Origin of the sequence: Streptomyces sp. AK08-02 (assembly GCF_033795085.1) — a bacterium.
Taxonomy (GTDB): domain Bacteria; phylum Actinomycetota; class Actinomycetes; order Streptomycetales; family Streptomycetaceae; genus Streptomyces; species Streptomyces echiniscabiei.
Genome location: NZ_JARAZV010000008.1, coordinates 358248 through 382916 on the forward strand (window position 1 = coordinate 358248; position 24669 = coordinate 382916).

19 protein-coding genes are annotated in these 24669 nt (G+C 72.5%); 13 read left to right on the forward strand and 6 right to left on the reverse strand.

The genetic code is table 11. The annotated features are described in order from the left end of the window. Positions 1-3 precede the first annotated feature (3 nt). The 4 genes from PV734_RS19040 to PV734_RS19055 form a co-directional block, all read right to left on the reverse strand. Complete coding sequence (locus PV734_RS19040) at positions 4-936, reverse strand: M23 family metallopeptidase (RefSeq protein ID WP_319290430.1); 933 nt, start codon at positions 934-936, stop codon at positions 4-6. A 197-nt stretch (positions 937-1133) separates the two neighbouring features. Continuing rightward, positions 1134-2117, reverse strand: a complete 984-nt coding sequence (locus PV734_RS19045; RefSeq protein WP_319091114.1) for a hypothetical protein — start codon at positions 2115-2117, stop codon at positions 1134-1136. Positions 2118-2198: 81 nt separating this feature from the next. Next, entirely contained in the window at positions 2199-2648 is a 450-nt protein-coding gene (locus tag PV734_RS19050; RefSeq protein WP_319091113.1) for a hypothetical protein, read from the reverse strand. Between the two features lie 248 nt (positions 2649-2896). After that, the gene (locus PV734_RS19055; protein WP_319091111.1) at positions 2897-3697 is read right to left on the reverse strand and encodes a serine/threonine protein kinase; all 801 of its coding nucleotides are present in this window, start codon (positions 3695-3697) and stop codon (positions 2897-2899) included. A gap of 351 nt (positions 3698-4048) precedes the next feature. On the opposite strand from PV734_RS19055, the gene PV734_RS19060 reads away from it, so the two are divergent. From PV734_RS19060 to PV734_RS19095, 9 genes are all read left to right on the forward strand, one after another. Further along, on the forward strand, positions 4049-6943 hold the full coding sequence (locus PV734_RS19060) for a helix-turn-helix transcriptional regulator (protein ID WP_319290432.1): 2895 nt from the start codon (positions 4049-4051) through the stop codon (positions 6941-6943). A 120-nt stretch (positions 6944-7063) separates the two neighbouring features. Continuing rightward, a complete protein-coding gene (locus tag PV734_RS19065) occupies positions 7064-8692 on the forward strand; it encodes a S53 family peptidase (protein WP_319091108.1) in 1629 nt (542 codons plus the stop codon). A 280-nt stretch (positions 8693-8972) separates the two neighbouring features. Further along, on the forward strand, positions 8973-11084 hold the full coding sequence (locus PV734_RS19070) for a xanthine dehydrogenase family protein molybdopterin-binding subunit (RefSeq protein ID WP_319091330.1): 2112 nt from the start codon (positions 8973-8975) through the stop codon (positions 11082-11084). Between the two features lie 44 nt (positions 11085-11128). Beyond that, entirely contained in the window at positions 11129-11590 is a 462-nt protein-coding gene (locus PV734_RS19075) for a (2Fe-2S)-binding protein (RefSeq protein ID WP_319091107.1), read from the forward strand. A 226-nt stretch (positions 11591-11816) separates the two neighbouring features. Continuing rightward, a complete protein-coding gene (locus PV734_RS19080) occupies positions 11817-11936 on the forward strand; it encodes a putative leader peptide (RefSeq protein ID WP_319290433.1) in 120 nt (39 codons plus the stop codon). A 93-nt stretch (positions 11937-12029) separates the two neighbouring features. After that, positions 12030-12905 carry a glutathione S-transferase C-terminal domain-containing protein gene (locus tag PV734_RS19085; protein WP_319290434.1) on the forward strand — a complete coding sequence of 292 codons (876 nt, stop codon included), beginning with the start codon at positions 12030-12032 and terminating at the stop codon, positions 12903-12905. 95 nt (positions 12906-13000) lie between these two features. Continuing rightward, positions 13001-13090, forward strand: a complete 90-nt coding sequence (locus tag PV734_RS45835; RefSeq protein ID WP_415924226.1) for a putative leader peptide — start codon at positions 13001-13003, stop codon at positions 13088-13090. Positions 13091-13136: 46 nt separating this feature from the next. Beyond that, complete coding sequence (locus PV734_RS19090; protein ID WP_319290435.1) at positions 13137-14369, forward strand: LLM class flavin-dependent oxidoreductase; 1233 nt, start codon at positions 13137-13139, stop codon at positions 14367-14369. 21 nt (positions 14370-14390) lie between these two features. Further along, positions 14391-15767 (forward strand): NtaA/DmoA family FMN-dependent monooxygenase, encoded by a 1377-nt coding sequence (locus PV734_RS19095; protein ID WP_319290437.1) that lies wholly within the window; start codon positions 14391-14393, stop codon positions 15765-15767. A gap of 134 nt (positions 15768-15901) precedes the next feature. On the opposite strand, the gene PV734_RS19100 is transcribed toward PV734_RS19095, so the two are convergent. Further along, positions 15902-16987: a M12 family metallopeptidase gene (locus tag PV734_RS19100; protein ID WP_319290439.1), complete on the reverse strand. Its 1086-nt coding sequence runs from the start codon at positions 16985-16987 to the stop codon at positions 15902-15904. Between the two features lie 95 nt (positions 16988-17082). Between PV734_RS19100 and PV734_RS19105 the strand changes: the two genes are divergently transcribed. Further along, on the forward strand, positions 17083-18930 hold the full coding sequence (locus PV734_RS19105; protein ID WP_319290441.1) for a LuxR family transcriptional regulator: 1848 nt from the start codon (positions 17083-17085) through the stop codon (positions 18928-18930). 254 nt (positions 18931-19184) lie between these two features. On the opposite strand, the gene PV734_RS19110 is transcribed toward PV734_RS19105, so the two are convergent. Beyond that, positions 19185-21791, reverse strand: a complete 2607-nt coding sequence (locus PV734_RS19110; RefSeq protein WP_319290443.1) for a CHAT domain-containing tetratricopeptide repeat protein — start codon at positions 21789-21791, stop codon at positions 19185-19187. A 176-nt stretch (positions 21792-21967) separates the two neighbouring features. Between PV734_RS19110 and PV734_RS19115 the strand changes: the two genes are divergently transcribed. From PV734_RS19115 to PV734_RS19125, 3 genes are read left to right on the forward strand one after another with little or no spacing between them, the layout of a single operon-like run. Continuing rightward, positions 21968-23410 (forward strand): S8/S53 family peptidase, encoded by a 1443-nt coding sequence (locus PV734_RS19115; protein ID WP_319290445.1) that lies wholly within the window; start codon positions 21968-21970, stop codon positions 23408-23410. Between the two features lie 41 nt (positions 23411-23451). After that, positions 23452-24096, forward strand: a complete 645-nt coding sequence (locus PV734_RS19120) for a sigma-70 family RNA polymerase sigma factor (protein WP_319290447.1) — start codon at positions 23452-23454, stop codon at positions 24094-24096. Beyond that, positions 24093-24626, forward strand: a complete 534-nt coding sequence (locus PV734_RS19125) for a hypothetical protein (RefSeq protein ID WP_319091097.1) — start codon at positions 24093-24095, stop codon at positions 24624-24626. The genes PV734_RS19120 and PV734_RS19125 overlap by 4 nt, the downstream gene beginning before the upstream one ends. Positions 24627-24669 lie beyond the last annotated feature (43 nt).

Sequence of the window (24669 nt, forward strand, 5' to 3'; positions counted from 1 at the left end):
AGGTCAGCAGAGACCGATGTCGCGCCCGTCGTTGTCCTTCGCCTCGTTGTTCCCCCAACGCTGGAGGTAGTACGCGGAGACGTACGCGCGGCCCGAGCCGCCCGGCGCCACCTCGTCGAGGTCGGTGAGCAGCCACCAGTGGTTGTAGGAGTTCCCCACGCGCACCTCGGCGCCCTTCTTCTTGCACAGGACGTAGTTGGTGCCCTTGAGCAGCTTGCCCTGGACCGCGCAGCGGGGGCTGGTGTCGCCGACGCAGTCGACGGCGGCGTAGCCGGGGGCGTCGGCGAAGGTGTCCACCCAGAACCGCGTGGGGGTGGGCGGGTTGCCGCCGCACGCGTTGGTGCTGGTGACCTCGGGGAAGGGCCCGGAGGGGGAGAGACGGTACTCGGTGTTCTGGATCACCGGGTACACCATTTCGTCCGTCTCACCGTCGTTGTCGCCGTTGGTGTCGTACAACTGCTCGTAGTGCAGGTGGGCCGAGTCGGTCCCGACCAGTCCGAGCCTGCCCAGTTGCGCGCCCGAGGCGACCTGCTGGCCCACAGTCACGTCGATGCGGTCCATGTGCAGGTACACGGAGAACCAGCCGCCCCCGTGGTTGATCTCCAGACCACCGGGCTCGAAGCGCTCGGTGACCGTGCCGGCGGCCGAGGCGACGACCAAGGAGCCGAGGGTCTGCCCGCCGACGCGGTACATGTCGAGCTTCTTGTCGTCGGGAGCGTGCCCGAGGTAGGTGTTCAACTCCCAAGTCTGGCCGCAGGCGAAAGGCAACCGGAAGTCGGGCCGGGCGCCCGCGCTCACCTGTGACGGAATGGCGGCCGCCGGGGCGGCCCCGGAAGCGGTCGACAGTCCGAACACCGCGAGGACGGTCGCGAGGACGAGGAGGAAGGGCCTGGGCAGCGGTGACCCGAAGGCGCGTCTGGTGCGGGATGTGCGCATGGAATCCCTTCTTGCCGGCCCGGCTCGGTGCCGGGCGGTCGTTTCGTAAGGTGATCCGGGCCGGACCGGGCCGACCCGGACGGTTCGTGGCGTCGGCACCGCAGGGTCCCGCGGCCGGTCGCGTCGCCCTTGAGACGGATGCCGCCTGGCGTGGCCGACTCGGCTCGCGCGGGGTGATCTCCCCGAAGCGGCGCCCTTCAGCGACGCTCGGCCAGCGCCTGGTCGGCGTTGGCCAGTTGAGTACGCATGTCCTTTCTGACGGCGGCGAGCTCCCGTCGTTTCTCGGCCATCGCTCGCCGCTGGTACGCCGCGTCGACCGTCGACCAGACGCCGATGACGTTCGTCTCCCGCTTGCAGGCGACGTCCGTGCTCGCCAGCGCGCGTTCGGCCCGGCCGGCCGTCGGACCGTTGAACTCCGGGGCATCGCCGGGCGTTCGGGTCGGGTCGGCGTAGGTGTAGTCGCTGTTCTGCCGCTCCATACACCGTGACCAGGCGCGGAAGACCGCCACCACACGGGGGTCGCGCTGTGAGTCACGGTAACTGCCGATGTTGACCGCGCCGACGAGTTCCCCGTTCCCCAGCTTCTGCGGGTCCCCGGACAGCGCCCTGGCGGCCTCGCTCTGGCAACCGCCGGCGGGGAGCCGACGACCGTGCGAGTCGGTGTCCGCCGGTGTGCCGTCCTGATACGACCCGCGCAGAACGAGCATCGCCTCCGGAGGCGGCTGCGCCCTCGTGGGCTTGTTCCTGACCTGCGGCGGTACCGATCCGGGAACCGGGTGGTAGCCGTAGCGCGCTGCCTCGGCCGCGTCCGTGATGCCGTACCGATGAGCCGTGTTGGCCGGGTTCAGCGTGCCCGTGCTCGGGATGGGGCCGGTGGGGGCGGGCCAGGAATGGCCGAAGCGTCGCATGCACGACTCGGTCAGTACCGCCTTGGCCCGAAACAGGCGCCCGACCTGGCGATCGGTGAACAGGTAGGGCTCGACGGGCAGTACCAGGGAACCGACATCGAGCATCCTCGGCACCGCGTTGACCGGCAGGGGGCCGGAAGCCGTCGGCACCCCGGACGGAGTGGGCGCCGACCTCGACTCCGTCGCCTGCCCCCGGGCGCACCCCGCCGTGACGGCGAGCAGGATGACGGCCGTCACGAGACGCCGGGTCCGGTGCGTTGTTCGCGCCGACATGGTGTCGTGTCCCTTCGCGGGTGCGGGTGCGGGTGCGGGTGTGCGGGCCGCCCGACGGCGTGCGGGCGGCCCGCACGGGCATCAGCCGGCGTAGTACCAGCCGAGCGAGGCGTTGTTGTTCTGCACCCCGGAGTTGAGCGGGCGGGACTCTCCGGGCCAGACGTCGTCGTAGGGAGCGTTGCCGCTGGCGTTCTGGTTCTCGTTGTAGAAGATGCGGGCCCTGAAGCTCGGATCGTTGTTCCAGGCGCGATTCACGTTGTTCTTCACCCTCAGACCGTGGCCCTCGCCGCCGGCGGCGAAAGTGTGCCCCGCGAAGTCATTGACCGCGGTGCCGTACTTGCTCCAGGAACTGTTGCTGGAGGCGCTGTAGTAGAGGTAGACGTTGCCGTCCCAGTCGGCGACCCGGGCCTGACCGGGCGCGGCCGCGACTTCCCCCTTCGCGGCAGCCGGCCCGGTGGCCAGGGCGGTGCTACCGGCGATCAGTGCTGCGGCGACCGCGATGGATCCCGCCATACGACGTGCAGTTGTCACGATGCTCCTCCGTCGGCGTACGGAAGGGGGCGCGCATGGACAGCTGTCGGCCGTCTGTGCGAACTTTCCCCCGTGTTGATCGGCTTCGAGACTAGGCCGGGAGCGGCTCGTCGCGTCCTGACAGCTGTCAGGGCTGCGGCCCGAGGCCACCGGCCGGGAGCAGCACCTTCACGGCGACGTGCGTGGCGTCAGCGTCCCGGGACCGGCCGGGCGGGGCGCTTCCCACTCGGCCCATTCTCCGGGCTTCGTCATGCGCCGCCGGCCTCCTGCGCGGCGGTGAGGCGGCCGGTGCCGCGGGGCGGCAGCAGGCTGAGGTGCTCCTCGCGCACCAGACCGAAGCGCAGGGCGACGGAGGCGAGCCGGGTGCGCTTGGCGCCGGTGCGGCCGCCGTCGGTCGCGTCCGTGGCCTCCTCGCCGAGGTCCAGGCGCAGCTTGGTGAAGGCGAGATAGTCGATGTGGTAGTTGACCGCGGAGCGCGTCAGGTCCCGGCAGGACTCCAGTGGACGTAGCCGCTCCACGATCTGCCCGACGCCGGGCAGCGCCGAGTCGGACGCGTCGCGCAGCCTGGGTTCGCACAGGGCCACCAGGACGCGGAAGTACTTCGACGTCGGGTCCAGGGCGAAGGGCTGAACGGTCTGTTGGCCACCGCCCGGCACGGACTGCTCGCCGAGATAGGCGTGTTGGGGTGCGAACACCTTGAACGTGGCGTCGCCGGACAGGGCGGGCAGCACCACGCGCGAGAACTCGAAGGGCACGGGCGCCCCGAGCCGTCCCGGCGCGACGGTGAGGTACTCACCGGCCCCCTCCAGGTTCTCCACCACGTACGACACGCTGCGGCTGAAGTTGGACAGCCGCCAGTAGTCCTCCGCGGCTTCCAGTTGCCCGGCTCTGCGGGACACCCCCGGGTCGGTGAGGACGATACGGACCCCCGTTCCGCCACGTCCGAAGTCCGCGATTTCCCCCGGCCCCAGATGGATCAGTTCGGGACTGTCCGTCTCGTCCACGCCCCACTGGGCGGTACCGGGCAACTGCACGATGATCGTTTCCACGCGGACTCCCCCGCTGATGTCGCCCCCGATTTGGTCGCGAGGATTCTACGGTCGGCTCCGGGGTGCCGCGGAGGCGGCGGGGCCGTCTTCGGACAGCGGCCTTCCGGGCCCTGCGCGACGAACGCGTACTCCAACTCGTAGCCCCGCGAGACGAGTTCCGCCTCGATCACCTGCCTCACGTCGAGCAAGGCGGAGGAAGGTGACCCACCGACTCCGGGCGGACCTACGCGTGGGTCGAGTTGAACGATTGACAAGCCGAATCCACCAAGGCTGTCATGAACACATGATCCAGAGCCCCGTGACGTGCCGCGCCACGGTCGAGGCCGGGCCGCCGCCAGGGGTGTCCCGTCCGTGACCGGTCGCCGCGAACTGTTCGACACCGCCCGGGCCGAGCTGGCAGGCCGTCAGGGAGTCCTCCTCCACGGGCCCGCCGGGATCGGCAAGTCCGCTCTGCTGACGTCCCTCCTGGCGGCCTCGGCCGAGCGTGCCCAGCCGTCCCGAACGGTGCTGCGCTGCTCGCCCGTCCCCGAGGAGGCCGGACTTCCCTTCGTCGGCCTCGTCGACCTGTTCGCGCGGGTGCCGGAGAGCTGTCTGGAGACACTGGCGCCCGAACCCCGATCGGCACTGGGAGCCGCTCTGCTGCATGAGCGCGAACCGGCCGACGACCGCGCCCGCCTCGCGGTGCGCGTCGCCGTTCTCGACGTACTGCGCGCTCTCGCCGCCGCCGGCCCCGTCCTGCTGGTCGTCGACGGCCTCCAGTGGCTCGACGAGCCGACCGCTGAGGTGCTCGCCTTCGCCCTACGACGTGTCGAGGGCCTCGACATCCGGGTGCTGGCCGCCGAACGCGTGGCCGACGGCGAGCGGCCCGAACGGCGGCGCTGCTGCCCGCCGGACACCCTCGAACTCCTTGTGCCGCCCCTGGACGACGACGAGGTGGCCGACCTCGTGCGAACCGTCGTCGGCGCCGAGCCACCACCGGGCGTACTGCGGGCGATCCAGGACACCGCCGCCGGAAACCCGTCGTACGCGATGGAGCTGGCGCGGACGGCCCCGCGCGACGCGGCGACCCTCGGGCTCGGCCGCCCGCCGCAGGTGCCCAGAGGCCTGCGCGACCGGCTCCTCGACCGGACGCGCTCGCTGCCGCCGACGGCCCGGCACACCCTCCTGGTCGCGAGCGCCGCCGCCCACCCCACCCTCACCGTCCTGCGCGCCGCCGGGCTCCCCGACGCCGCCGACGACCTCGCGGAGGCAGAACGGCTCGGCGTCGCCACGGCCGGCGCCGACGGAACCGTACGATTCCGGCATCCGCTGGTCCGCGCCGCCGTGTACGCGGACGCGCCGGAGTACGGCCGCCGCGCGGCGCACACCCTGCTGGCCCGCGCGGTCACCGAGCCGGTGGAGCGCGCCCGCCACCTCGCCCTCGCCCATCCGCACGAGGACGAGACCACCGCCCGCACGCTGATGTCGGCGGCCGAGTCCGCGCGCCGCGACGGCACGCCCGAAGCCGCCTTCGAGCTCGCCGCGCTCGCCGCCCTGCGCACTCCCGCCGACCGCACCGCGGACCGCGTCGAACGACTGCTCGCCGCCGCCGAATACGCCTGCGACGGAGGCCAGTCGCAGGAGGCGGGACAGGCGGCCGGAACCGTCCTCGCCGGGCCCGGCTCCGCGCGGCAACGGGCGCGGGCCCGGGTGATCCTGCTGCGCAACGCGGGACAGGCGCTGGAAGGCACCCGTGACCTGATCGAGGAGGGGCTGAGGGAGGCCGCAGGCGATCCCGGGTCGGAAGCCTGGCTGCACTACTGGGCGGCCGTACGAGGCCTGCTGTGCGGGGAGTTGACGGACGCGGCCCGGCACGCCCGGCGCGCGGCCCGGCAGGCGGAGCTGGCCGGTGACACGGACACCGGCATCGGGGCCCTCGCCACTCTCGCCCGGGTGCGTTCCCTGGCCGGGGAAGCGGTCGCCGCCGACGCGGCCCTGGAGGAGGCGCTCGCCCTGGCCGGGGGCGCCGACACCGGCCCGGAGAGCTGGGGACTGATCCGGATGGGGGCGATCCTCGCCCTGGACTCCGACAGGGTCACCGAGGCGGGGGAGCGGGTCACCCGGCTGCTGGCGGAGATCGGCGAGTTCGCGGGGGTCGAGGAGGTCATGGCGACCCTGGTCGCGCTGACCCGTATCCAGGTGCGCGCCGGGCACTGCCGAGAGGCACTGCGCACCGCCGCCCACTGCTCGGACATCCTCGCCGAGTCGGGCGTACTGGCCGCGCCGGCGCTCTACGCGGCGGCCCTCGCGGCGATGGCGGGCGGCAGCGTGGACGAGGCCCGGTCCCTCGCCGAGCAGGCGGTACGCGCCTCGGAGGCGGACGGTGACCGGCTGTTCCTGCTGCGCGCGCTGGCGGTGCTCGGCCAGGCCGAACTGCTCGCCGGTGACCCGCGGGGCGCCGCCGCCGCGGTCGAGGTGCTGGGACGCGTCAAGCTGCTCGGCGAGACGATGTGCGCGGCCGACCCGCCACTGCTGCACTGGTACACGGATCTCGCCGAGGCCCTGGTGCTCCTGGGCGAGACGGACACGGCCGGGACCGTGCTCCACGACGCCCGCGCACTGCTGTCCGCCGACGCGCCCGGCAGCGTACTGGCGGCTCTGGAGCGGGCGGAGGGCCTCCGGGAGACGGCGCTCGGCCGGGCGAAGGAGGGGGCGCTGCACCTGCGTCGCGCCGTGGACCGGCTGCGCCGGCTGCCGTTGCCCGTCGAGCTGGTGCGCACCCTGATCGCTCTCGGCACGGTCGAACGCCGCTCGCGGCGCAGAAGCACGGCGCGAACGGTCCTGCACGAGGCGTTGGACACCGCGAAGCGGATCGGCGCCGCTCCGCTGGCGGCACGGGCCTGGGACGAGCTGGCGCGGCTGGACGCCAGGGACCGCGGCGGTGAGACAGGCACCGGTGAACCCGAACTCACCCCGACGGAGGCCAGGATCGCCGAACTGGTCGGCGGCGGGGCCACCAACAGGGAAGTCGCCGCGAAGCTGTTCATCAGCGTCAAGACGGTGGAGGGCGCCCTCTCCCGGGTCTACCGCAAGCTCGGGGTCCGCTCGCGCACCGCGCTCGCCCACGCCATGGCGGTCGCCGTCCTCGCCTCCGGCGCCGCCGTGACGTACGGCGACGACGACCAAGTGACCCCGGTGCCACAGGGAGTGACGGTGAGTCAGCCCGGCCGGATCCGGACGGTGCGGGCACCCGACACACGCCGTTGACATGACATGTGCAGTTAACACGTAGAGCAAGGGTTCCCCCGCTTACGGGGGTGGGGCCGCCGTTCCTACGGTGAAGTCGTTCCGCTTCCGGGACACGCCCCCACTCTCCGGAGGACCTCAGTGAAGTCACGCCTGAAACTGCTCGGCCTGGTCGCCGCACCGGTGCTGCTCGCGGCCGCGGTTCCCACCGCCTACGCGGCCAACGTCGCACAGCCGCACGCGACGCGCGCCGCTGTCACCGGAGACGTCCTCAAGGGCCTGAGCAGGAGCGCGACCCGGACCGGCAAGCTCGCCGCCGGGAAGCGGATATCGGTGGCGATCAGCCTGGCCCCCAGAAACGACCGTGCGCTCGACACCTTCGTCGCCAAGGTCAGCGACCCCCGGTCGAGTTCCTACGGCCACTACCTGACGAAGGGCCAGTTCGCCGCCCGCTTCGGCCGGACCGACGCCGAGGTCAAGCAGCTCAAGGACTACCTGCGGGCCCAGGGCCTCACCGTCGGGAAGGTGCACTCGGGCAACCTGCTCGTCGACGCGAGCGGCACCGCCGCCCAGCTGGAGAAGGCCTTCGGCACCAGGCTGTCGACCTGGAAGGACGCGTCGTCGGGTCGCTCCTTCTACGCCAACGACGCCGCGCCGACCCTGCCCGCCTCCGTCGCCGCCCTGGTGAGTGACGTCGCCGGCCTCAACAACCGCACCCAGCTGCACCACCAGTCGGTCTCCCGTGTCGCCCCCCGCAACGGCCCGGGCGGCGGCTACACCCCGGCCCAGCTCAAGGGCGGCTACAACGTGTCCGGTACGTACACCGGCAGCGGCCAGAAGATCGCGCTGCTGGAGTTCGACGGTTTCCAGCAGTCCAACATCACCAAGTACGACACCAACTACAGCCTGGGTTCGCCCACCCCGACCGTGTCCAAGGTGGACGGCGGCTCCGGCGCGCTCGGTGACGGCCAGGTCGAGGTCGAGCTGGACATCGAGGTCCTGCACGCCATCGCACCCAAGGCGAACGTCACCGTCTTCGAGGGCCCCAACTCCGACGCCGGTGAGGTCGACACCTACCAGGCGATCGTCGACAGCGGCATTCCGACCACGTCGATCAGCTGGGGCGCCTCCGAGAGCGCCCGCACCACCTCCAACATCAACGCCGTGGACGCCGTCTTCAAGGCGGGAGCCGCCCAGGGGCTCGGCTTCTACGCGGCCTCCGGTGACGACGGTTCGGACGACGCGGGTGACGGCACCACCACCGTCGACTACCCGGCCAGCGACCCGTACGTCACCGGCGTCGGCGGCACCAAGCTGACGGTCACCTCGGCGAACGCCTTCAGCAAGGAGGTGGCCTGGTCCGGAGGTGGAGGCGGCAAGTCCTCCGTCTTCAAGATCCCCAGCTGGCAGACCGCGGTGCAGAAGTCCGCGGGCGGCGGCTTCCGTCAGGTCCCGGACGTCTCCGCGCACGCCAACCCCAGCCCCGGAGTCTCGATCTACTCCCAGGGCTCCTGGTCCTCGGTCGGCGGCACCAGCGCCGCGGCGCCCGAGTGGGCGGCGTTCGCCGCGCTCTACAACCAGCAGGCCGCTGCGGCCGGCAAGGCCAACCTCGGCTTCGCCAACCCCGCCCTCTACACGGCGAGCGGCACCGGCTTCCACGACATCACCAGTGGCAGCAACGGCGCCTACTCCGCCGCCACCGGCTGGGACTTCACCACCGGCTGGGGCTCGTACAACGCCGCGACCCTGGCGACCAAGCTGCTCGGCTGACACCACCGGATGACGGAAACGAAGCGCGGGCCGGGATCACTCCCGGCCCGCGCTTCGTCCGTTGTCCGCCGTGCGAGCCGCTCCGCCGCCCGGGCCCGGGGGAGGGGCACGGAACGGCCGGTGCCGGCACGCAACCACGAAGCCGCCTCACCCCTCCTACACAGCAGACGCACCGACAGCGGGCGCGGCGACGGACCGTCGGAAACCGGCGGCCAGCGGTAGGAACCGACAGGAATCGGCAGGGGTGGCGATGGAGCGGCAGTGGTCCCGTCGGAGGTTCATGGTCTACACGCTGGCCGCGACCACCCTCACCGTGGCCGCGCCGATCGGCTGCGACACGTCCTCGGCGGAGGGCGCCGAACACCGCGCGGCGGACGCGAGCGCCCGGCCCGGCGTCGTGGTCACCGGTGACGACGACGAGATGCTGGTCCTGGAGATCACCGCCGCGAACCGGGTCGTCGTCCGGCTCCCGCGCGTCGAGGTCGGCCAGGGAGTCACCACCGCGGTCGCCATGATGATCGCCGAGGAACTGGACGCCCGCCTGGCCGACGTCGACATCCCCCTCGCCGACGCCCGCACCAAGGGCAGCCAGTTCACCGGCGGTTCGAACTCGGTCAGCTCGCTGTACGGACCTGCCCGGGCGCTGGCCGCCACCGCGCGCGCCCGGCTGGTGACCGCCGCCGCCCGGCAGTGGCGCCTGCCCGCACGCTTGCTGCGGACCCGCGACACCATGGTGGTCGCACCGGACGGGCGTACGGCCACCTTCGGGTCACTGACCGCCGCCGCCGCGAAGGTCACCCGACCCGCCGTGTCAAGCAAGCCCAAACCGCCCTCCCGGCACAAGGTGATCGGGAAGCCGACGACCCGGATAGACGCCCGGGACATCATCACCGGGAGGGCACGCTACGCCGGTGACCTGAACGTGGCCGACGCCAAACCGACCGTGGTGGCCCGGCCGCCGACGCTCGGCGGAAAGATCCGCGCCGTCGACGACCGGGCGGCCCGCGCCATGCCGGGTGTCCGCGCCGTCGTGCGGGTCGCGGGCGGAGTCGCCGTGGTCGCGGACACCTTCCACCATGCCTTCCAGGCCCGGGACGCCCTGCGGATCACCTGGGCACCCGGCCCGCTGGCCGCGCTGTCCGACCCGGTCGTCAGGGCCCGGCTGCGCGCCGCCGTCCCGCCGCTGGGCGCCGCGCCGAGCGGATCGACGCAGGTGACGGGGGAGTTCGAGTTCGCGTTCGTCAGCCATGCCCCGATGGAGGTGCTGACCACGGTGGCGGACGTCCGCGCGGACCGGGCCGAGCTGTGGTTCTCCACCCAGACGCCGATGGACGCCCGGGACGCCATCGCCTCGGCGGTCGGTCTCCCGGCGTCGAAGGTCAAGGTCCATGTCATGCGGGGCGGCGGCTCGTTCGGGCGGCGGCTGAACCACGACTTCGCGATCGAGGCCGCCCTCGTCTCCAAGGCGGCCCGTCGGCCGGTCAAGCTGATGTGGAGCCGCGGCGACGACCTGCGGCACGGCAGGATGCGCCCGGCCACCCACCACCGGATCAGAGCGAGCCACAAGAACGGCCGGGTGGTGGCCTTCGTCCACGCGACGTCCTCGGTGAGCGAGTCGTGGGAGGGGGAGGGACTCGCCGCGCAGGGCGGTGCGAAGTCCGTGCCCGTGCGGACGGGACGCGCGGCGGCGGGCCCGCTGCCCAGCGACAGCGGGCTGTACAACTTCGGCCGGCTCTCGGGGGATTCGGGCGATGTGCCGCTGGCGGCGATCCCGCTCGGCGCCTGGCGGTCGGTGGACTCAGGGACGAGCCGGACCGTCGAGGAGGTCATGGTCGACGAGATCGCCCGCAGCCTCGGCAAGGACCCGGTCGCCTTCCGGCGCACCGTACTCCGGAGCGGATCCGTGCGCGCCGTACTAGACAAGGCGGCGTCCGCCGGGAGCTGGGGGCGGGGCCTCCCGGCCGGACACGGACAGGGCATGGCGGTCCACGAGGAGTACGGCTCCTGCGTGGCCTGTCTGATCGAGATCGACGCCACCGACCCGAAGAACCCCCGGGTGACCAGGGCGGTGATGGCAGCCGACGTCGGAACGGCCGTGAATCCACGAGGACTTGAGGCCCAGCTCATGGGCGCCACCATCGACGGCATCTCCACCGTGCTGCGGGCCGGCCTCCACATCGACCGGGGCGCGATCCGCGAGGGCAGCTTCGACGACTTCCGCTATGCCCGCCAGCGGCACGCCCCCCTCCGGTTCGAGGCGCACATCATGCCGTCCACGGCGGAGCCCGGCGGCGCCGGGGAACTCGGGGTGCCGGCCGCGGCGGGCGCGGTCGCCAACGCCTACGCCCGGGCGACGGGCACCAAGCCCCGCCGCTTCCCGCTCACCTTCTGACCAGCCGGCAACCGCGGCTCCTACGCGCCCTCCGAGAGGTACTGATGCCCCGCTACACCTTCGACCTCAACGGCGAACCGGTCACCGTCGAGGCCCCGGCCGACATGCCGCTGCTGTGGGTGCTGCGCGACCTGCTCCACGTGACCGGCCCCAAGTACGGCTGCGGGGTCGGGGTCTGCCGCGCCTGCACCAGCCATCTCGACGACGCGGAGATCCAGCCCTGCGTGGTGCCCGTCGCCGACTGCGCGGGCCGCAAGGTCACCACCATCGAGGGGCTGGCCGACGGCGACACCCTGCACCCCGTCCAGCAGGCGTGGCTCGACCAGGATGTCGCCCAGTGCGGTTTCTGCCAGCCGGGCCAGATCATGGCGGCGGTGGCGCTGCTGCGGCGGACGTCCGAGCCGACCGACGCGGACATCGACCGGATCGAGAACGTCTGCCGCTGCGGCACGTACTGCCGGATCCGTGAGGCCGTCAAACAGGCCGCCGCCAAGACCGAGGGCTGACCTGCCGGGCAGAAACAGGTCGGCCGGTTCCGGCGAATCCGGCCGTTCGCCGATGCGCCCCGCCTCGGCGAACACCCGTGCGATCAGTAACCCCGGCCCATTCGCGTCGACGAGACGTCCAGGACCGGAAGGGCCGCGCCGTCCGCCGTACGAGACGCCCTTGACGTGGGCCGCGAGCCGATCGACACTCCCCATGGGAATCCTAGTGAAAAGGTAGGGAAAGGTGATGAGCGTGGAGTCGAACGCCATCGAGGTGGTGCACGCACCCCGGCCGACCCCGCTGCTGACCTCCCGCCGGCACATCGATCTCCAGCGCGTCTGCAGCGCCATCAGCCCCCTGCGCTGAGCCCGGCCGCCCATCACGCCCCTCGCCGGGCGGCCCCCCCCGACTACGCCTTCCGCCGCGCGTACGTCTGCGCATCACACCCTGGGGAGACTCATGACCCTCACACCACTGGCCGCCGTCCCTGCCCGCTCCGGCCCCGCCTTCCGAGGCCGGCTCGGCCGGGACGCGCGCAGCGGCCACTACGCCGTGCCGCGCCGCTACCGCCTCCACCTGTCCCCGGCCGACCCGGACTGTCTGCGGATCGCCGTGACCCACAGCCTGCTCGGCCTCGACGCGGCCTGTCCCGTGACCGAGCTGCCCGCCGTGCCCGACGCCCCCGGCGGCGGACACTCCGCACTGCGCCCGCTGTACGAGGCGAGCGCGCACCGCTACTCCGGCGCGGCCACCGCCCCGGTGCTCAGCGACGACTGGTCGGGGCGCATCGTCAGCACGCACACCCCGGACATCCTGCGCGACCTGTCCCGGCACTTCGGCGCCGGGCGGCCGACGCTCTACCCGTGCGGCCTGGACGCGGAGATCGAGGCCGTCGAGCGGCTGTGCGCCCGGCACTTCGACGCCGCCGGGACCGCCCAGCAAGCCGGGGACGCCGCCGCGGATGACGTCGACCGTGCCGACGCGCTCGCCTCCCTGCTGCGCACCCTCGGCTCGCTGAACGCCCGGCTCGCCGCGGACCCGTATCTGCTGGGTGAGCAACTGACCGCCGCCGACGTGGAGTTGTGGGTGGGCCTGGTCCGCCTCGACACCGTGCACCGCTGGCACCTGGACGCCGCCGCCGTGCACCGCGTCGCCGATCATCCGGCCCTGTGGGCCTACGCCCGCCGCCTCGCCGCCCACCCGGCCTTCGGGCCCCACCTCGACCTCGACGCCATCGCCCGCCGGCACCACGCCGACTGCCGGGGACTGGAGGCCGCCGGAGCCGCCGTACAGATTCTGGACTGGGCGGCACACGCGGAACGCTCCGCCGGATAGGCGGGTCCTCCCTACCCCCTGCGGGGCGCTGCCGGAATTCATCCGGCCGACACAAAAGTCGGAACACGAGGCCTCGCCGGGCTGTTGACCACATCGTGACGAAGCCCCTTGTCCGCCGTCCGGGTCTGTACTCGCGGCGGCACATCGACCTCCTGCGCGTGGCCGGCGCGCTCTGTCGCTCCTGACCGCTGTCCCGCCCCTTCGTACGGTCGATCAGGAAGGCACCCCGTCGTGTCCGCATCAGCTTCGCCCGATCCCTCCGCCCCTCTGCATCTCGCGGTCGCTCTGGACGGTGCCGGTTGGCATCCGGCCGCCTGGCGTGAACCCGTGGCCCGGCCGCGTGAGCTGTTCACCGCCCGTTACTGGGCCGATCTGGTCGCGGAGGCGGAGCGTGGGCTGCTCGACTTCGTGACCATCGAGGACGGCCTCGGCCTCCAGTCCTCTTCCTTCACCGAGCCCGACGATCGCATCGACCAGGTGCGGGGCCGCCTCGACGCGGTTCTGATCGCGGCCCGGGTCGCCCCGCTCACCCGGCACATCGGCATCGTCCCGACGGCGGTGGTCACTCACACCGAGCCGTTCCACCTCTCCAAGGCGATCGCCACCCTCGACTATGTGAGCACCGGTCGCGCGGGTCTGCGCGTCCAGATCACCGCCCGCCAGAACGAGGCCGCGCACTTCGGCCGCCGCTCGATTCCGCACGTCGACCCGCTGAACGACCCACGGGCCTGGGAGTCCGTGGCCGCTCTCTTCGACGAGGCCGCCGACTATGTCGAGGTGGTGCGTCGGCTCTGGGACAGCTGGGAGGACGACGCGGAGATCCGTGACATCGCCACCGGGCGTTTCGTCGACCGCGACAAGCTCCACTACATCGACTTCGAGGGCCCGCACTTCAGCGTCAAGGGCCCCTCGATCACCCCGCGTCCGCCGCAGGGCCAGCCGCTGGTCACCGCACTGGCCCACGACACCGTCCCGTACCGGCTGGTGGCCCGCTCGGCGGATGTCGGCTATGTCACCCCGCATGATGCCGGGCAGGCCCGCACCATCGTCGAGGAGATCCGCGCCGAGCAGGCTGCGGCGGGCCGTGCCGGTGAACTCCTGCACGTCTTCGGTGACCTGGTCGTCTTCCTCGACGACACCGAGGCAGAGGCGGCGGCCCGCCGGGAACGTCTCGACGCCCTCGCCGGGTACGCCTACACCAGTGACGCCCCGGTCTTCGCCGGTACGCCCGCCCAACTCGCGGACCTGCTGCAGCAGCTGGCGTCGGCGGGACTGTCCGGGTTCCGGCTGCGGCCGGCCGTCGCCGGGCACGACCTCCCCGCCATCACCCGGAAACTGGTCCCCGAACTGCAGCGCCGGGGCGTCTTCCGGCAGGCCTACGAGGCCGACACCCTGCGCGGGCTCCTGGGCCTTGCCCGCCCCGCCAACCGCTACACGACCACTGCTGCTTCTGTCAGTGCCTGAGCCGGAAGGACCTCCCCGACCATGAGCAAGCCGCTGAAGCAGATCCATCTGGCCGCGCACTTCCCCGGTGTCAACAACACCACCGTGTGGAGCGACCCCCAGGCCGGCAGCCACATCGAGTTCAGCTCCTTCGTCCACTTCGCGCAGACCGCCGAACGCGCCAAGTTCGACTTCCTGTTCCTCGCCGAGGGACTGCGGCTACGGGAACAGGGCGGAAAAATCTACGACCTGGACGTGGTCGGGCGCCCCGACACCTTCACCGTCCTGGCCGCCCTGGCCGCCGTCACCGAACACCTCGGCCTGACCGGCACCATCAACTCCACCTTCAACGAGCCCTACGAGGTCGCCCGCCAGTTCGCCAGCCTCGACCACCTCTCCGACGGCCGCGCCGCCTGGAACGTCGTCACCTCCTGGGACGCCTTCACCGGCGAGAACTTCCGCCGCGGCGGCTACCTCCCCCAACACGAGCGCTACTCACGGGCCCAGGAATTCCTGCAGACCGCGGGCGAACTCTTCGACTCCTGGCACGCCGACGACCTCCTCGCCGACCCGCAGACGGGCACCTTCCTGCAGGACGCGAAAGCCGGCGCGTTCGTGCACCAGGGACAGCACTTCGACATCGAGGGCCAGTTCAACGTCCCCCGCTCCCCCCAGGGCCGCCCGGTGATCTTCCAGGCCGGAGACTCCGACGAAGGCCGCGAGTTCGCCGCCTCCACCGCCGACGCCATCTTCAGCCGCTACGCCACCCTCACCGAAGGCCAGGCCTTCTACACCGACGTCAAGAACCGCCTGCCCAAGTACGGCCGCCACCCCGAGCAGTTGCTGATCCTGCCCGCCGCGAGTTTCGTCCTGGGCGACACGGACGCCGAGGCGGAGGAACTCGCCCGCGAGGTACGCCGCCTCCAGGTCAGCGGCGCCACCGCGATCAAGCACCTGGAGTTCGTCTGGAACCGTGACCTGTCCGCCTACGACCCCGACGGCCCCCTCCCCGACATCGACCCCGACCTCGGCGAACACACCCTCTCCCGCGGCCGCGCCCAGGTACGCATGTACCGCGACCCGCTGGCCACCGCCCGCGAATGGCGTGAACGCGCACAGGCCAACAACTGGTCCATCCGTGATCTGGTCATCGAGACCGGCAACCGGCAGAACTTCGTCGGCTCCCCGGCGACCGTCGCCGCGACGATCAACGACTTCGTCCAGGCCGATGCCAGCGACGGCTTCATCCTGGTCCCGCACATCACCCCGGGCGGGCTGGACGGATTCGCCGACACCGTCGTCCCCCTCCTCCAGGAACGCGGCGTCTTCCGCACCGAGTACGAAGGCACCACCCTCCGCGACCGACTCGGCCTCACCCACCCCGACGCCGAGGCAGCGGGGGAGCGGGCGGCGTCCTGAACCGTCGTACATGGCGTGGTCGAGGACGTCACCCTCCCCCATGAAGGTGACGTCCTCGACCGCTCCCCCGAGTGCCCGAAGGTGGTCTGTCTCGTTCGCGGCGGCCGTCATGCGCTGGTCTCTGCCCCCCAGCTTCACCAGCACATGACGGCCGTTTCCCCCGATCCCCAGGTGGAGTACAGGCGTACGCGGACGAAGTAGTGGCGGCCCTTGACGAGCCGGACCCTTACATGGGCGTTGTGCGGAGTGCCGCCGTCGTCGTCGGCGGCCAGATAACGGGGTTCGCCGTCGATCTCCTCGAAGACCCCGACGACCGTGTCGCTCTCCCCGAAGGTCCCCACGGTGTAGTCGCGGGTCTCCGGCGGCGCGATTCCGAAGTCGGCCTGCTCGCCCGCGCCGAGACACAGGGGCGCCGACCTGAACGGCACCAGTTCGGCCGGCCTGCGCGAGCCCGTCGGCGGATACCAGCGGAGCACGCACTCCTTGTCGGCCGGGGAGAGTGTCCCCGGCGGCCGCACCCCGGAGCGCAACTGCTCCGGTTCGAGGATCAGCCCCGCCGAGAACGGGTACTGCATGATCGACAGCGGGTCCCAGACGGAGCCGTTCACCTCGTCCGGGTCGAGCTTGCGCAGGATGTTGGCGTTCGTCCTGTCGCGGCCCCAGAAGTTCGGCGGCCCTGCCAGGTCGTCGTACACGGCCTCGTCGTCCCAGTGGATACCGGCGAACGGGTTCTGGTGCTCGTGCAGCAGGCCCAGGGCGTGCCCGATCTCGTGCAGGGCCGTCGCGCGCTCCCCGGGCGCGGTCAGATCCCAGCCGAAGTTCATCGTGCGCCGCCCCAGGCCCACCGAGAGTGCGTCCCGCCCGACCGTGGAGTACGAACCGTCACCGGTCTGGAACCCGATGCGCAGTTCTGCCTCCGAACGGTCGCGCACCTCGACGAAGGAGAGCCCGATCCCCAGGTCGAGCCACTCCCTGAAGCAGTCGCGGACGACGTCGCACTGTGCCGTCGCGCCGACCCACGACTCCCACCGCGTCTCCCCGGTCCCCGGCAGGGGGATGACCGAGCCGTCGCCGTCCCGGTCGAAGAAGTAGTAGTGGAGCACGGTGCCGTTCACCCACTTCGAGCGCCCCGCGAGGAGCGCGCTGAGCCGCTCGGCCGGCAACCCCGGTGGGAACGTGGGGGCCGGCTGCTGCGGGAGTGAGCAGAACCGTGCGTTCATGGGGAACAGACTGCGGGTCACGGCGCCCGGGCGCCTGAGTCGGGGGCTACTCAAGTCGCCCTGTATCAAAGCTGAGTAGCCCCGCTCTTGTTCACGTGACGACTTCTCTGCGGGATGCCAGGACCCTGGAACTGCCCTGGCCGTTCACCGGCCGGGACGACGAACTGGAGCTGGTCCGCCGGTCGTTGGCGGCCGAACGGCGGGGCGTCGTGGTGACGGGGCCGCCCGGACGCGGCAAGACCCGGCTCGTCACGGAGGCCGTGCGGGGCACCGACTGCGCGAAGGTGAGCGGCACGCCCGAGACCCGGGACGTTCCCTTCGCCGCGTTCGCCCATCTTCTCCCGGAGCGGGTAACCCTGCATCGCGCGGTCCAACTCCTCACCGGCGTACGAACGTTGCTGGTCGACGACGCCCATCTGCTGGACGGCTCCTCGGCGGCCCTGGTCCACCAGCTCGCGGTGCACGGACGTACCCGGCTGCTCGTGGTGGCGACGGACGGCAGTACAGCGCCCGGTGCGGTGTCCCGGTTGTGGACCGGCGAGGTGCTGCCGCGTCTCGCCCTTGAGCCGCTGCCCCGCGAGGAGACCGCTCAGCTGGTCGCGGCCAGTGTCGGCGCCCCGGTCGAGCCGCTCACCGCCCGCCGTCTGCACGACCTCTGCCAGGGCGACCTGCGACTGCTGCGCGACCTGATCGGCGCGGTACTGGAGCGCGGCGAACTCGCTCTGGACTCGGACGAGTTGAAGTGGCGCGGCCCGGTTCCCGTGACCGCCCCGGTGCGTGAGAGAGCCGCCGAGGCGCTGAACCGTGCCTGCGCCGCGGAACGGGACGCTCTGGACCGCCTGGCGTTCAGCGAACCGCTCGCGCTGGACCTCGCCGACCTGGACCTGTACGCCCTCGAACGACTTGAGGCCGACGGTCTGATCCGCGTCGACGCCATGACCGAGGTCCGCCTCGCCCACCCCCTGCACGGCCCCGTCCTGCGCGCCTGTGCCGGCCGGCTCCGGGCCCGGCGGCTGTCCCGCACCCCGGCCGAATGCGTGACGGCCCTGGAGGCCGAGCGCGCCGAACTGGCCGACCGGATCGAACGCACCGACGTCCAGGAGCCGGCCGGCCCCGTCGGGGACTGGCTGACGGCCGAGAACACGGGACCGCACCCCGCCGTACCGGTCGGCTACGCGACCGTCCGGGCCCGCTTCGCCCGACTGCGCGGAGAACTGCGCGAAGCACTGTCCTGGGCCCGGGAAGGCCTGCGCGCCGACCCGGACGACCCGTCCTGCCGTACGGAACTGGCGCTGGCGTCAACCCAGTCGAGCGAGGCGGCGACCGCGTCCCCCGGACCGGCGACCCCCTGGCTGCGGGCGGCGCTCGGCGACCTCGCCGGGGCACTGGAGTCGGTCACGGACCCGGACGGCGGTGCGGGGGAGGCGTACGCCCTGTACGACGCCGTACGCCTCGGCGCCCCGCACCTGGTCGCGGACCGGCTCGCCCGACTGCCCGGCGCGGGCGCCGAACCCCTGGCCCGGCACGCCGACGCGCTCGTCCGCCAGGACGGCCCGGCGCTGGACCGCGCCGCCGAACTGCTCGAACGCCGGGGCCTGTTGCTCTTCGCTGCCGAGGCACACGCCCAGGCCGTCCCGGTGCACCGCGACCCGAGCGCCGCGCGCAGGTCCCGCTCCCGCGCGATGACTCTGGCCCGGCGCTGCCAGGGCGCCCGTACCCCGGCGCTGTCCGGCCTCGTCCTCGGCGAACTCACCGCGCGCCAGCGCCAGATCGTCACCCTTGCGGCGACAGGCCTGAGCAACCGCCAGATCGCGGACCGGCTCACCCTGTCCATCCGTACGGTCGGAAACCACCTGTACAGCGCGTACAGCAGACTCGGCGCGAGCGACCGTGCCGCCCTGCCCTGGCTCCTGGAGGACACCCAGACCGCGCAGCCCGCGTGATCGTGGCGGGGCCGTCCCGCGTCCTCGGCCTCCTCAAGGAGGCCGACGGAAGCCGTTCGGCGGCCCGGGGATGACCAGGCTCTGCACACGGCCCGCGTGATCGTCGGCGGGGCTCGGGCACGCCCTGCGCCGGGCGCCCGCCGCTCCCGGGCAGGGGCGCGCGGGCCGGTCGGCACGCTGAGCGCCTCGACGCCCTGCGGCCCCGCGCGCAGCTCGCCCGGTCGCCGTCCAGGGGCGCGAGCCGCAAGACTGGCTCAGGCGGCGCCGAACGCCGAGAAGGCCCAGCCCGTCGCCTGGTGTGTGGCGTCCCCGGGCAGGGCGGCGCGGGCGTCGCGGAGGGCTTCGGCGAGGGAGAGGCCCACGCTGAGGCCCTTGTGCAGGGCCAGCATCAGCGGAACCACGGCCGCGTCGTTGACCGGCGCGCTGCTCGCCACCACGCCCGCCGTGCCCAGCGGGAGCAACGCCGTGACCAGACCGAGGAGTTCGTCCGCGCCGACGGTCGCGAGGCGGCCGGTGTCGCAGCTGGACAGGATGATCCGGTGCGGACTGCGGCCGAGGCGCTCGAAGTCGTGCACGATCAGCGGACCGTCGGCCATCCGCAGCGACGAGAAGAGCGGACTGTCCGCCCGGAAGGTGCCGTGGGCGGCGATATGGGCCAACGCGGCCCCGTCCAGCGCCTCCAGCACCGCCGGAACCCGCGCGCCCTCGTGTTCGAGGACCGTGGGCCTGCCGTACCGGTCGACCAGGTCGGGCACCTCCGCCCCGCCGCTCGCCAGACCCGGCCCCCGGACAAGGACATGCCGGCCGCCCGACGGAGGCCCGGTCTCCCGGGCGCACAGCCAACTCCTCGCCGACGGGGACACACTGAGCACCCGCTCCCGGAGGGAGGGCAGCAGTGCCCAGGGAACCCGGTGCAGCCTCCCCGGTGGGACCACGACCACCGGGCCCTGGCCCAGATGCGGTACGGCCGCGCCCAGCAGCAGTTCCTCCAGCCGGCGCCCCGATGCCTCAAGGACCGGCAGCCTGCCCTCGGCCCCCGGATGCGCGAGCCGCCGCAGTCCAGCCTGTACGTGCTCCGCCTCCGTCACCGCCTCCGCCAGCAGCCCCGCCTCGAAGCGGCGCACCCGCCCGTCACCGCACAGCAGCACCTGCACCCTGCCGTCGACGACGGCGATCTCGATCAACCGTCCACCGGCGCCCAGGTGTTCGAGCAGTCGGCCGGGGTCGAAGCCGCGCCCGCCGCCGGGGGCCTCACCACTGATGTGCAGCGTGCGGGAGCGCACCTCCCGTTCCAGGCGCCGCTGTTCACGCTCCAGCGTGGGAACCGGGCGGCCGTCGATCCGGGCCTCCTCCGCGCGGGCGGCGATCTCCCGGAACGCGGTCAGACTCCGTACGAGCGCCGGATCGTCGGGCGGCCGCACGGGCGGCGCCGACAGGACCGTGGCCCGCCACCGCTCGCTCCACACCAGCAGCCTCCGTGGCCCCCCGGAGCCCAGGGTCGCCCGCTGTGCCAGGGCGGCCAGTTCGGCGCCCTGAGCTGTGGCCCGGGCCCGCAGCTCCGAGGCGCCGAGCGTCATCCGGTGGTCGTCCAGGACGGCGAGCCCGCGCCGACAGGCCTCCAGCACGCCGCGCCCCGACCCGGCCGCCTCCGCGCGCAGGGCCTGTGCGGCCCAGCCCGTCATCCGGGCCAGCGGTGGCCCGACGCGCCGGCTGCGGGCGGCCACCTTCAGATGCTTCTCCGCGTCCTCGGTCCAGCCCAGCGCGAGCGCGATCCGGCCCGCGAGCAACGACGCCTCGGGCGCGGCAGGCGACCCGAAGGCGGCGAGCCGGTCGGCCAGCGCCGCCGCGTCCGCGACGAGCCTGCCCGATGTCCGCCCGGTCGCGACCCGCGCCTCCAGCAGTACGAGCCGGGCGTGCGCCTCCCACCAGCTGCGCCGCTGCCCGGCGAACAGACGTACGGCCACCGCCGCGCGGGCGATCGCGGTGTGCGGATCGTCCGCGAGCCGGGCGGCCTTCGCGGCGGTCAGCAGCAGCTCCGCCTTGCGGGTGCTCTGCCCGCCGATGCCGTCGAGCACGGAGAGTGCCGCGTCGGCCTCCGCGACCGCCTCCGGCACCAGCCCGGCGGCCATCAGCACCTCACAACGCCGGATGTAGAACACGAAGATCGGCGTGCCCAGCCGGTCGTACCGCTCGGCCGCCTCGTCGAACAGGCGCAGCGCCGCCGGAATGTCCCCGGCCCGGTAGGCGGCCAGCGCCCGGCTCTCGACGACGTCGGCCTTGTCGTGCTCCTGGCCGGTGGTGTCCCACATCTGCTCGGCGGCCGTGAAGTCGGCGTCGGCCCGCTCGGGTCGGCCGAGCGCCAGATGCACGGTCGCCCGCAGGGTCAGCGCCCGCGCCGTCCAGATGGTGTCGTCCGCCTGCCGCAGCACGGGAATGGCCCGCCGTACGTCCTCCAGGGCCTCGCGATGATGGCCCAGCACCCACCAGGCGTACGCCCGCCGGTACAGCACGCGCGCGCGTGTATGGCCCGTACCCCGGTCGACGCCCTGCTCGAAGGCCTCCAGGCCCTGCCGGGTACGGCCCGCGTGGACCAGCGCCACGCCGAGCGTGCCGAGGACGTCCGCCTCACGCTCCGCCGACCCGGCGTCCGCCGCGAGATCACGGGCGCGCCGCAGATGACGCAGGGCGACACGCATGTCGCCGAAGTCCCGCTGCCACATGCCGATCACCTGATGGGCGACGGAGGCGTGCAACGGCGTCGGATCGCCGCCGAGGACGTTCTCCGCGCGCGCGAGGGCGTCCTTCGGCCGGGCGAACACCATCGGGAGTAGTTCGAGAACCGTGTCGCTTCCCGCTGTCACCCAACGGATGGTAGTGCTCCGCGCCCCGCGTCACACAGGTTTGGCCATGGATAACTCGCTGTCCATCGCTGAACGATCCCTGTATCAAGAAACGTGGCGCGACCCCTGTATCACGCTGCCGCCGGACGGCTCTTCATTGAGGCAACAGGGGATCGGCTCAAGGGGGAGGACATTCCATGGCACCTCAGCGTTTCCAGGAGCAGTTCGACCAGATCCAGCGCTCCATGCCCGGCGTGGAGCTGGCGATGGGGCCCGACGACGCCGCCGAGTTCATCTACGAGAAGGGTGTCGTCCTCGCCCGCGACGGCGAGGAGGCGCGGATCGTGGAGGACACCGTACGCGCGCACTTCACCACGTTCGCGGGACTCGCCGCCGACGACGTGCGCCGCGCGAGTCCGCAGACCAACCGGTCGGGCATCACCCGGATCCGGGTCGGCGACCCGGCCCAGGGCGGCCGGCGCGGCGACCGCGCGGTGGCGGGCGCCCTGCGTGCGCTCAGGGAGACCGAGGGCAACGCGGGGCGGCGCCTGGTCAGCCGAAACCACGTGGTGCACATCGCCCCGGTCAACGCCTGTCCCGGCGACGAGCCCGTGCCCGTCCCGTACAGCGCGGGACCCAACCCGGCGCTCGCGGAGAGCGGTTACGACGCGGAGAGCGCGGTCGGCGTCCTGGTCGTCGACACCGGCCTCATGCACGACTACGCGTCCTACCCGGCGATGGCCCACGTCCAGGGCGACGCCCAGCTCGACGAGTGCGACGCGAACGGGGTGCTCCAGCAGTACGCGGGGCACGGCACGTTCATCTCGGGGCTTGTCGCGGCCGTCGCCCCCAACACGAACATCGTCTCCCGCAACACCCTGAACGACGCCGGCGCGATCCTGGAGTCCGAGTTCGGCGACAAGCTCTTCGAGGCCGTCGAGCGCGACGGCTGGCCGGCCATCATCAGCCTCTCCGCCGGCACGTCGAACGGCAGCACGGAAGGCCTGCTCGGCCTCACCGCGTTCATGGAGGCACTGCGTGAGCAGCCGCGCACCCTGCTGGTCGCCGCCGCCGGCAACAACGCCAGCGCCACCCCCTTCTGGCCCGCCGCCTACGCCGACAAGCCCGAGTACGCCCAGTCGGTGATCTCCGTGGGCGCCCTGCGCAGCGACGGCGAGTTCGGCGCCTGCTTCAGCAACCACGGCGCGTGGGTGAAGGTCTACGCCCCCGGCGAGCGGCTCACCGGCGCCCTCACCGGCTTCGAGACACCGGTGCCGTACATCTACCAGCACAGCACGTACGCCACCTGCCGCCACCACTTCACCTATGCCTGCACCTGCCAGGCCCCCGTGCACCTCGGTGTGCTCTCGGGGGACACCGAGACGGCCTCGGGCACCCCGGACCAGGTGATGTTCGAGGGGTTCGCCCAGTGGAGCGGAACCTCGTTCGCCACCCCGGTGGTCGCCGCGATGATCGCCGCCCACATGACCGCCCACAAGGAGGCCGACCCGCGCGTCGCGCGGCAGCAACTCCTCGCGGCGAACACCGAGTTCGCCGAGGTCCGGGGCGCGGTAGTACCCGCGCTGATCCCGCCCACCTGGAGCCCGGTGCCGGTCGTGAACCTCCAGCCCGCCCCATGAGGTCAACAGGCCTCCGTACAAGGACAAATCGAGTGAGGACCATGCGTAGGACGAGTGGAGCACCCCCTTCCACGGCGTACGATGACTGGCCGTACACGAGGGGTGGGGACGTGGACCGAGCTGCGGTCGGCGCGTTGGTCCAGTCCGCCGTCGACGGCGACGCGGCGGGCTGGAAGGCGCTGGTGGAGGGGCTGAGCCCGTTGGTGTGGTCGGTGGCGCGCGCCCACCGGCTGTCCGACGCCGACGCGCACGAGGTGTACTCGACCGTCTGGTTCCGCTTCGCCCAGCATCTGGGCCGGATCCGGGAACCGGAGAAGGCGGGCTCCTGGCTCGCCAGCACGGCCCGGCACGAGTGCCTCAAGGTCATCAAGAGCTCCCAGCGGATGACGCCCACGGACGACGCCCAACTGCTCGACCGGATCAGCGACGACCGTACGCCCGAACAGTGGGTGATCCAGTCCGAGGAGGCCTCCGCCGAGGCGGAGCGTGTCCGGAGGTTATGGCAGGAGTTCGAGGAACTCGGCGCCCGCTGCAGGCAGTTGCTGCGCATCCTGATGTCCTCACCGCCACCGAGCTACCAGGAGATCTCCGCCGGCCTCGGGATCGCCGTCGGTAGCATCGGCCCCCTGCGCCAGCGCTGCCTGCGCCGGCTGCGGGTACGACTGGCCGCCCGGGGGGTGCTGTGAACAACGCACACGACGGCGACGGACTGCCCCAGGACCCCGAGGGATTCGACGACGACACCGACGACCTGCCGGAGTTCGAGGGCGACGACTCGTTGGACAACGACCTGCTGGAGGAGACACTGCGACAGGCCGCCGCCGTCATGGATCCGGTCCCGGCGCAGCTCCAGCAGACCGCCGTCGAGGCCTACGCCCTGTACTCGCTCGACACCCGGCTGGCGGAGCTGGCCTTCGACTCGCTGGTCCATGGAATCCCCGTCAGAGGCGCCATGGACCCGCCCCGCATGCTGACCTTCCACACGGACGAACTGACGGTCGACATCGAGGTGAGCGCACACGGTCTGATGGGGCAGGTGTTACCGCCGCAGGAGGCCAGGATCGAGGTGCTGAGCGGTCCGCAGCTCGCCGCACCGCCCACCCTCACCGCCGACGGCATGGGCCGCTTCACCAGCGACCTCCACGTCTCCGGCCCGTTCGCGCTCCGGCTGCGGACGGACGCGGAGGTCGTCGTGACGGAGTGGCTGCGCGTCTGACGCGACGCACGCCGGCCGGGGGCGGATCCGCCCCCGGCAACCG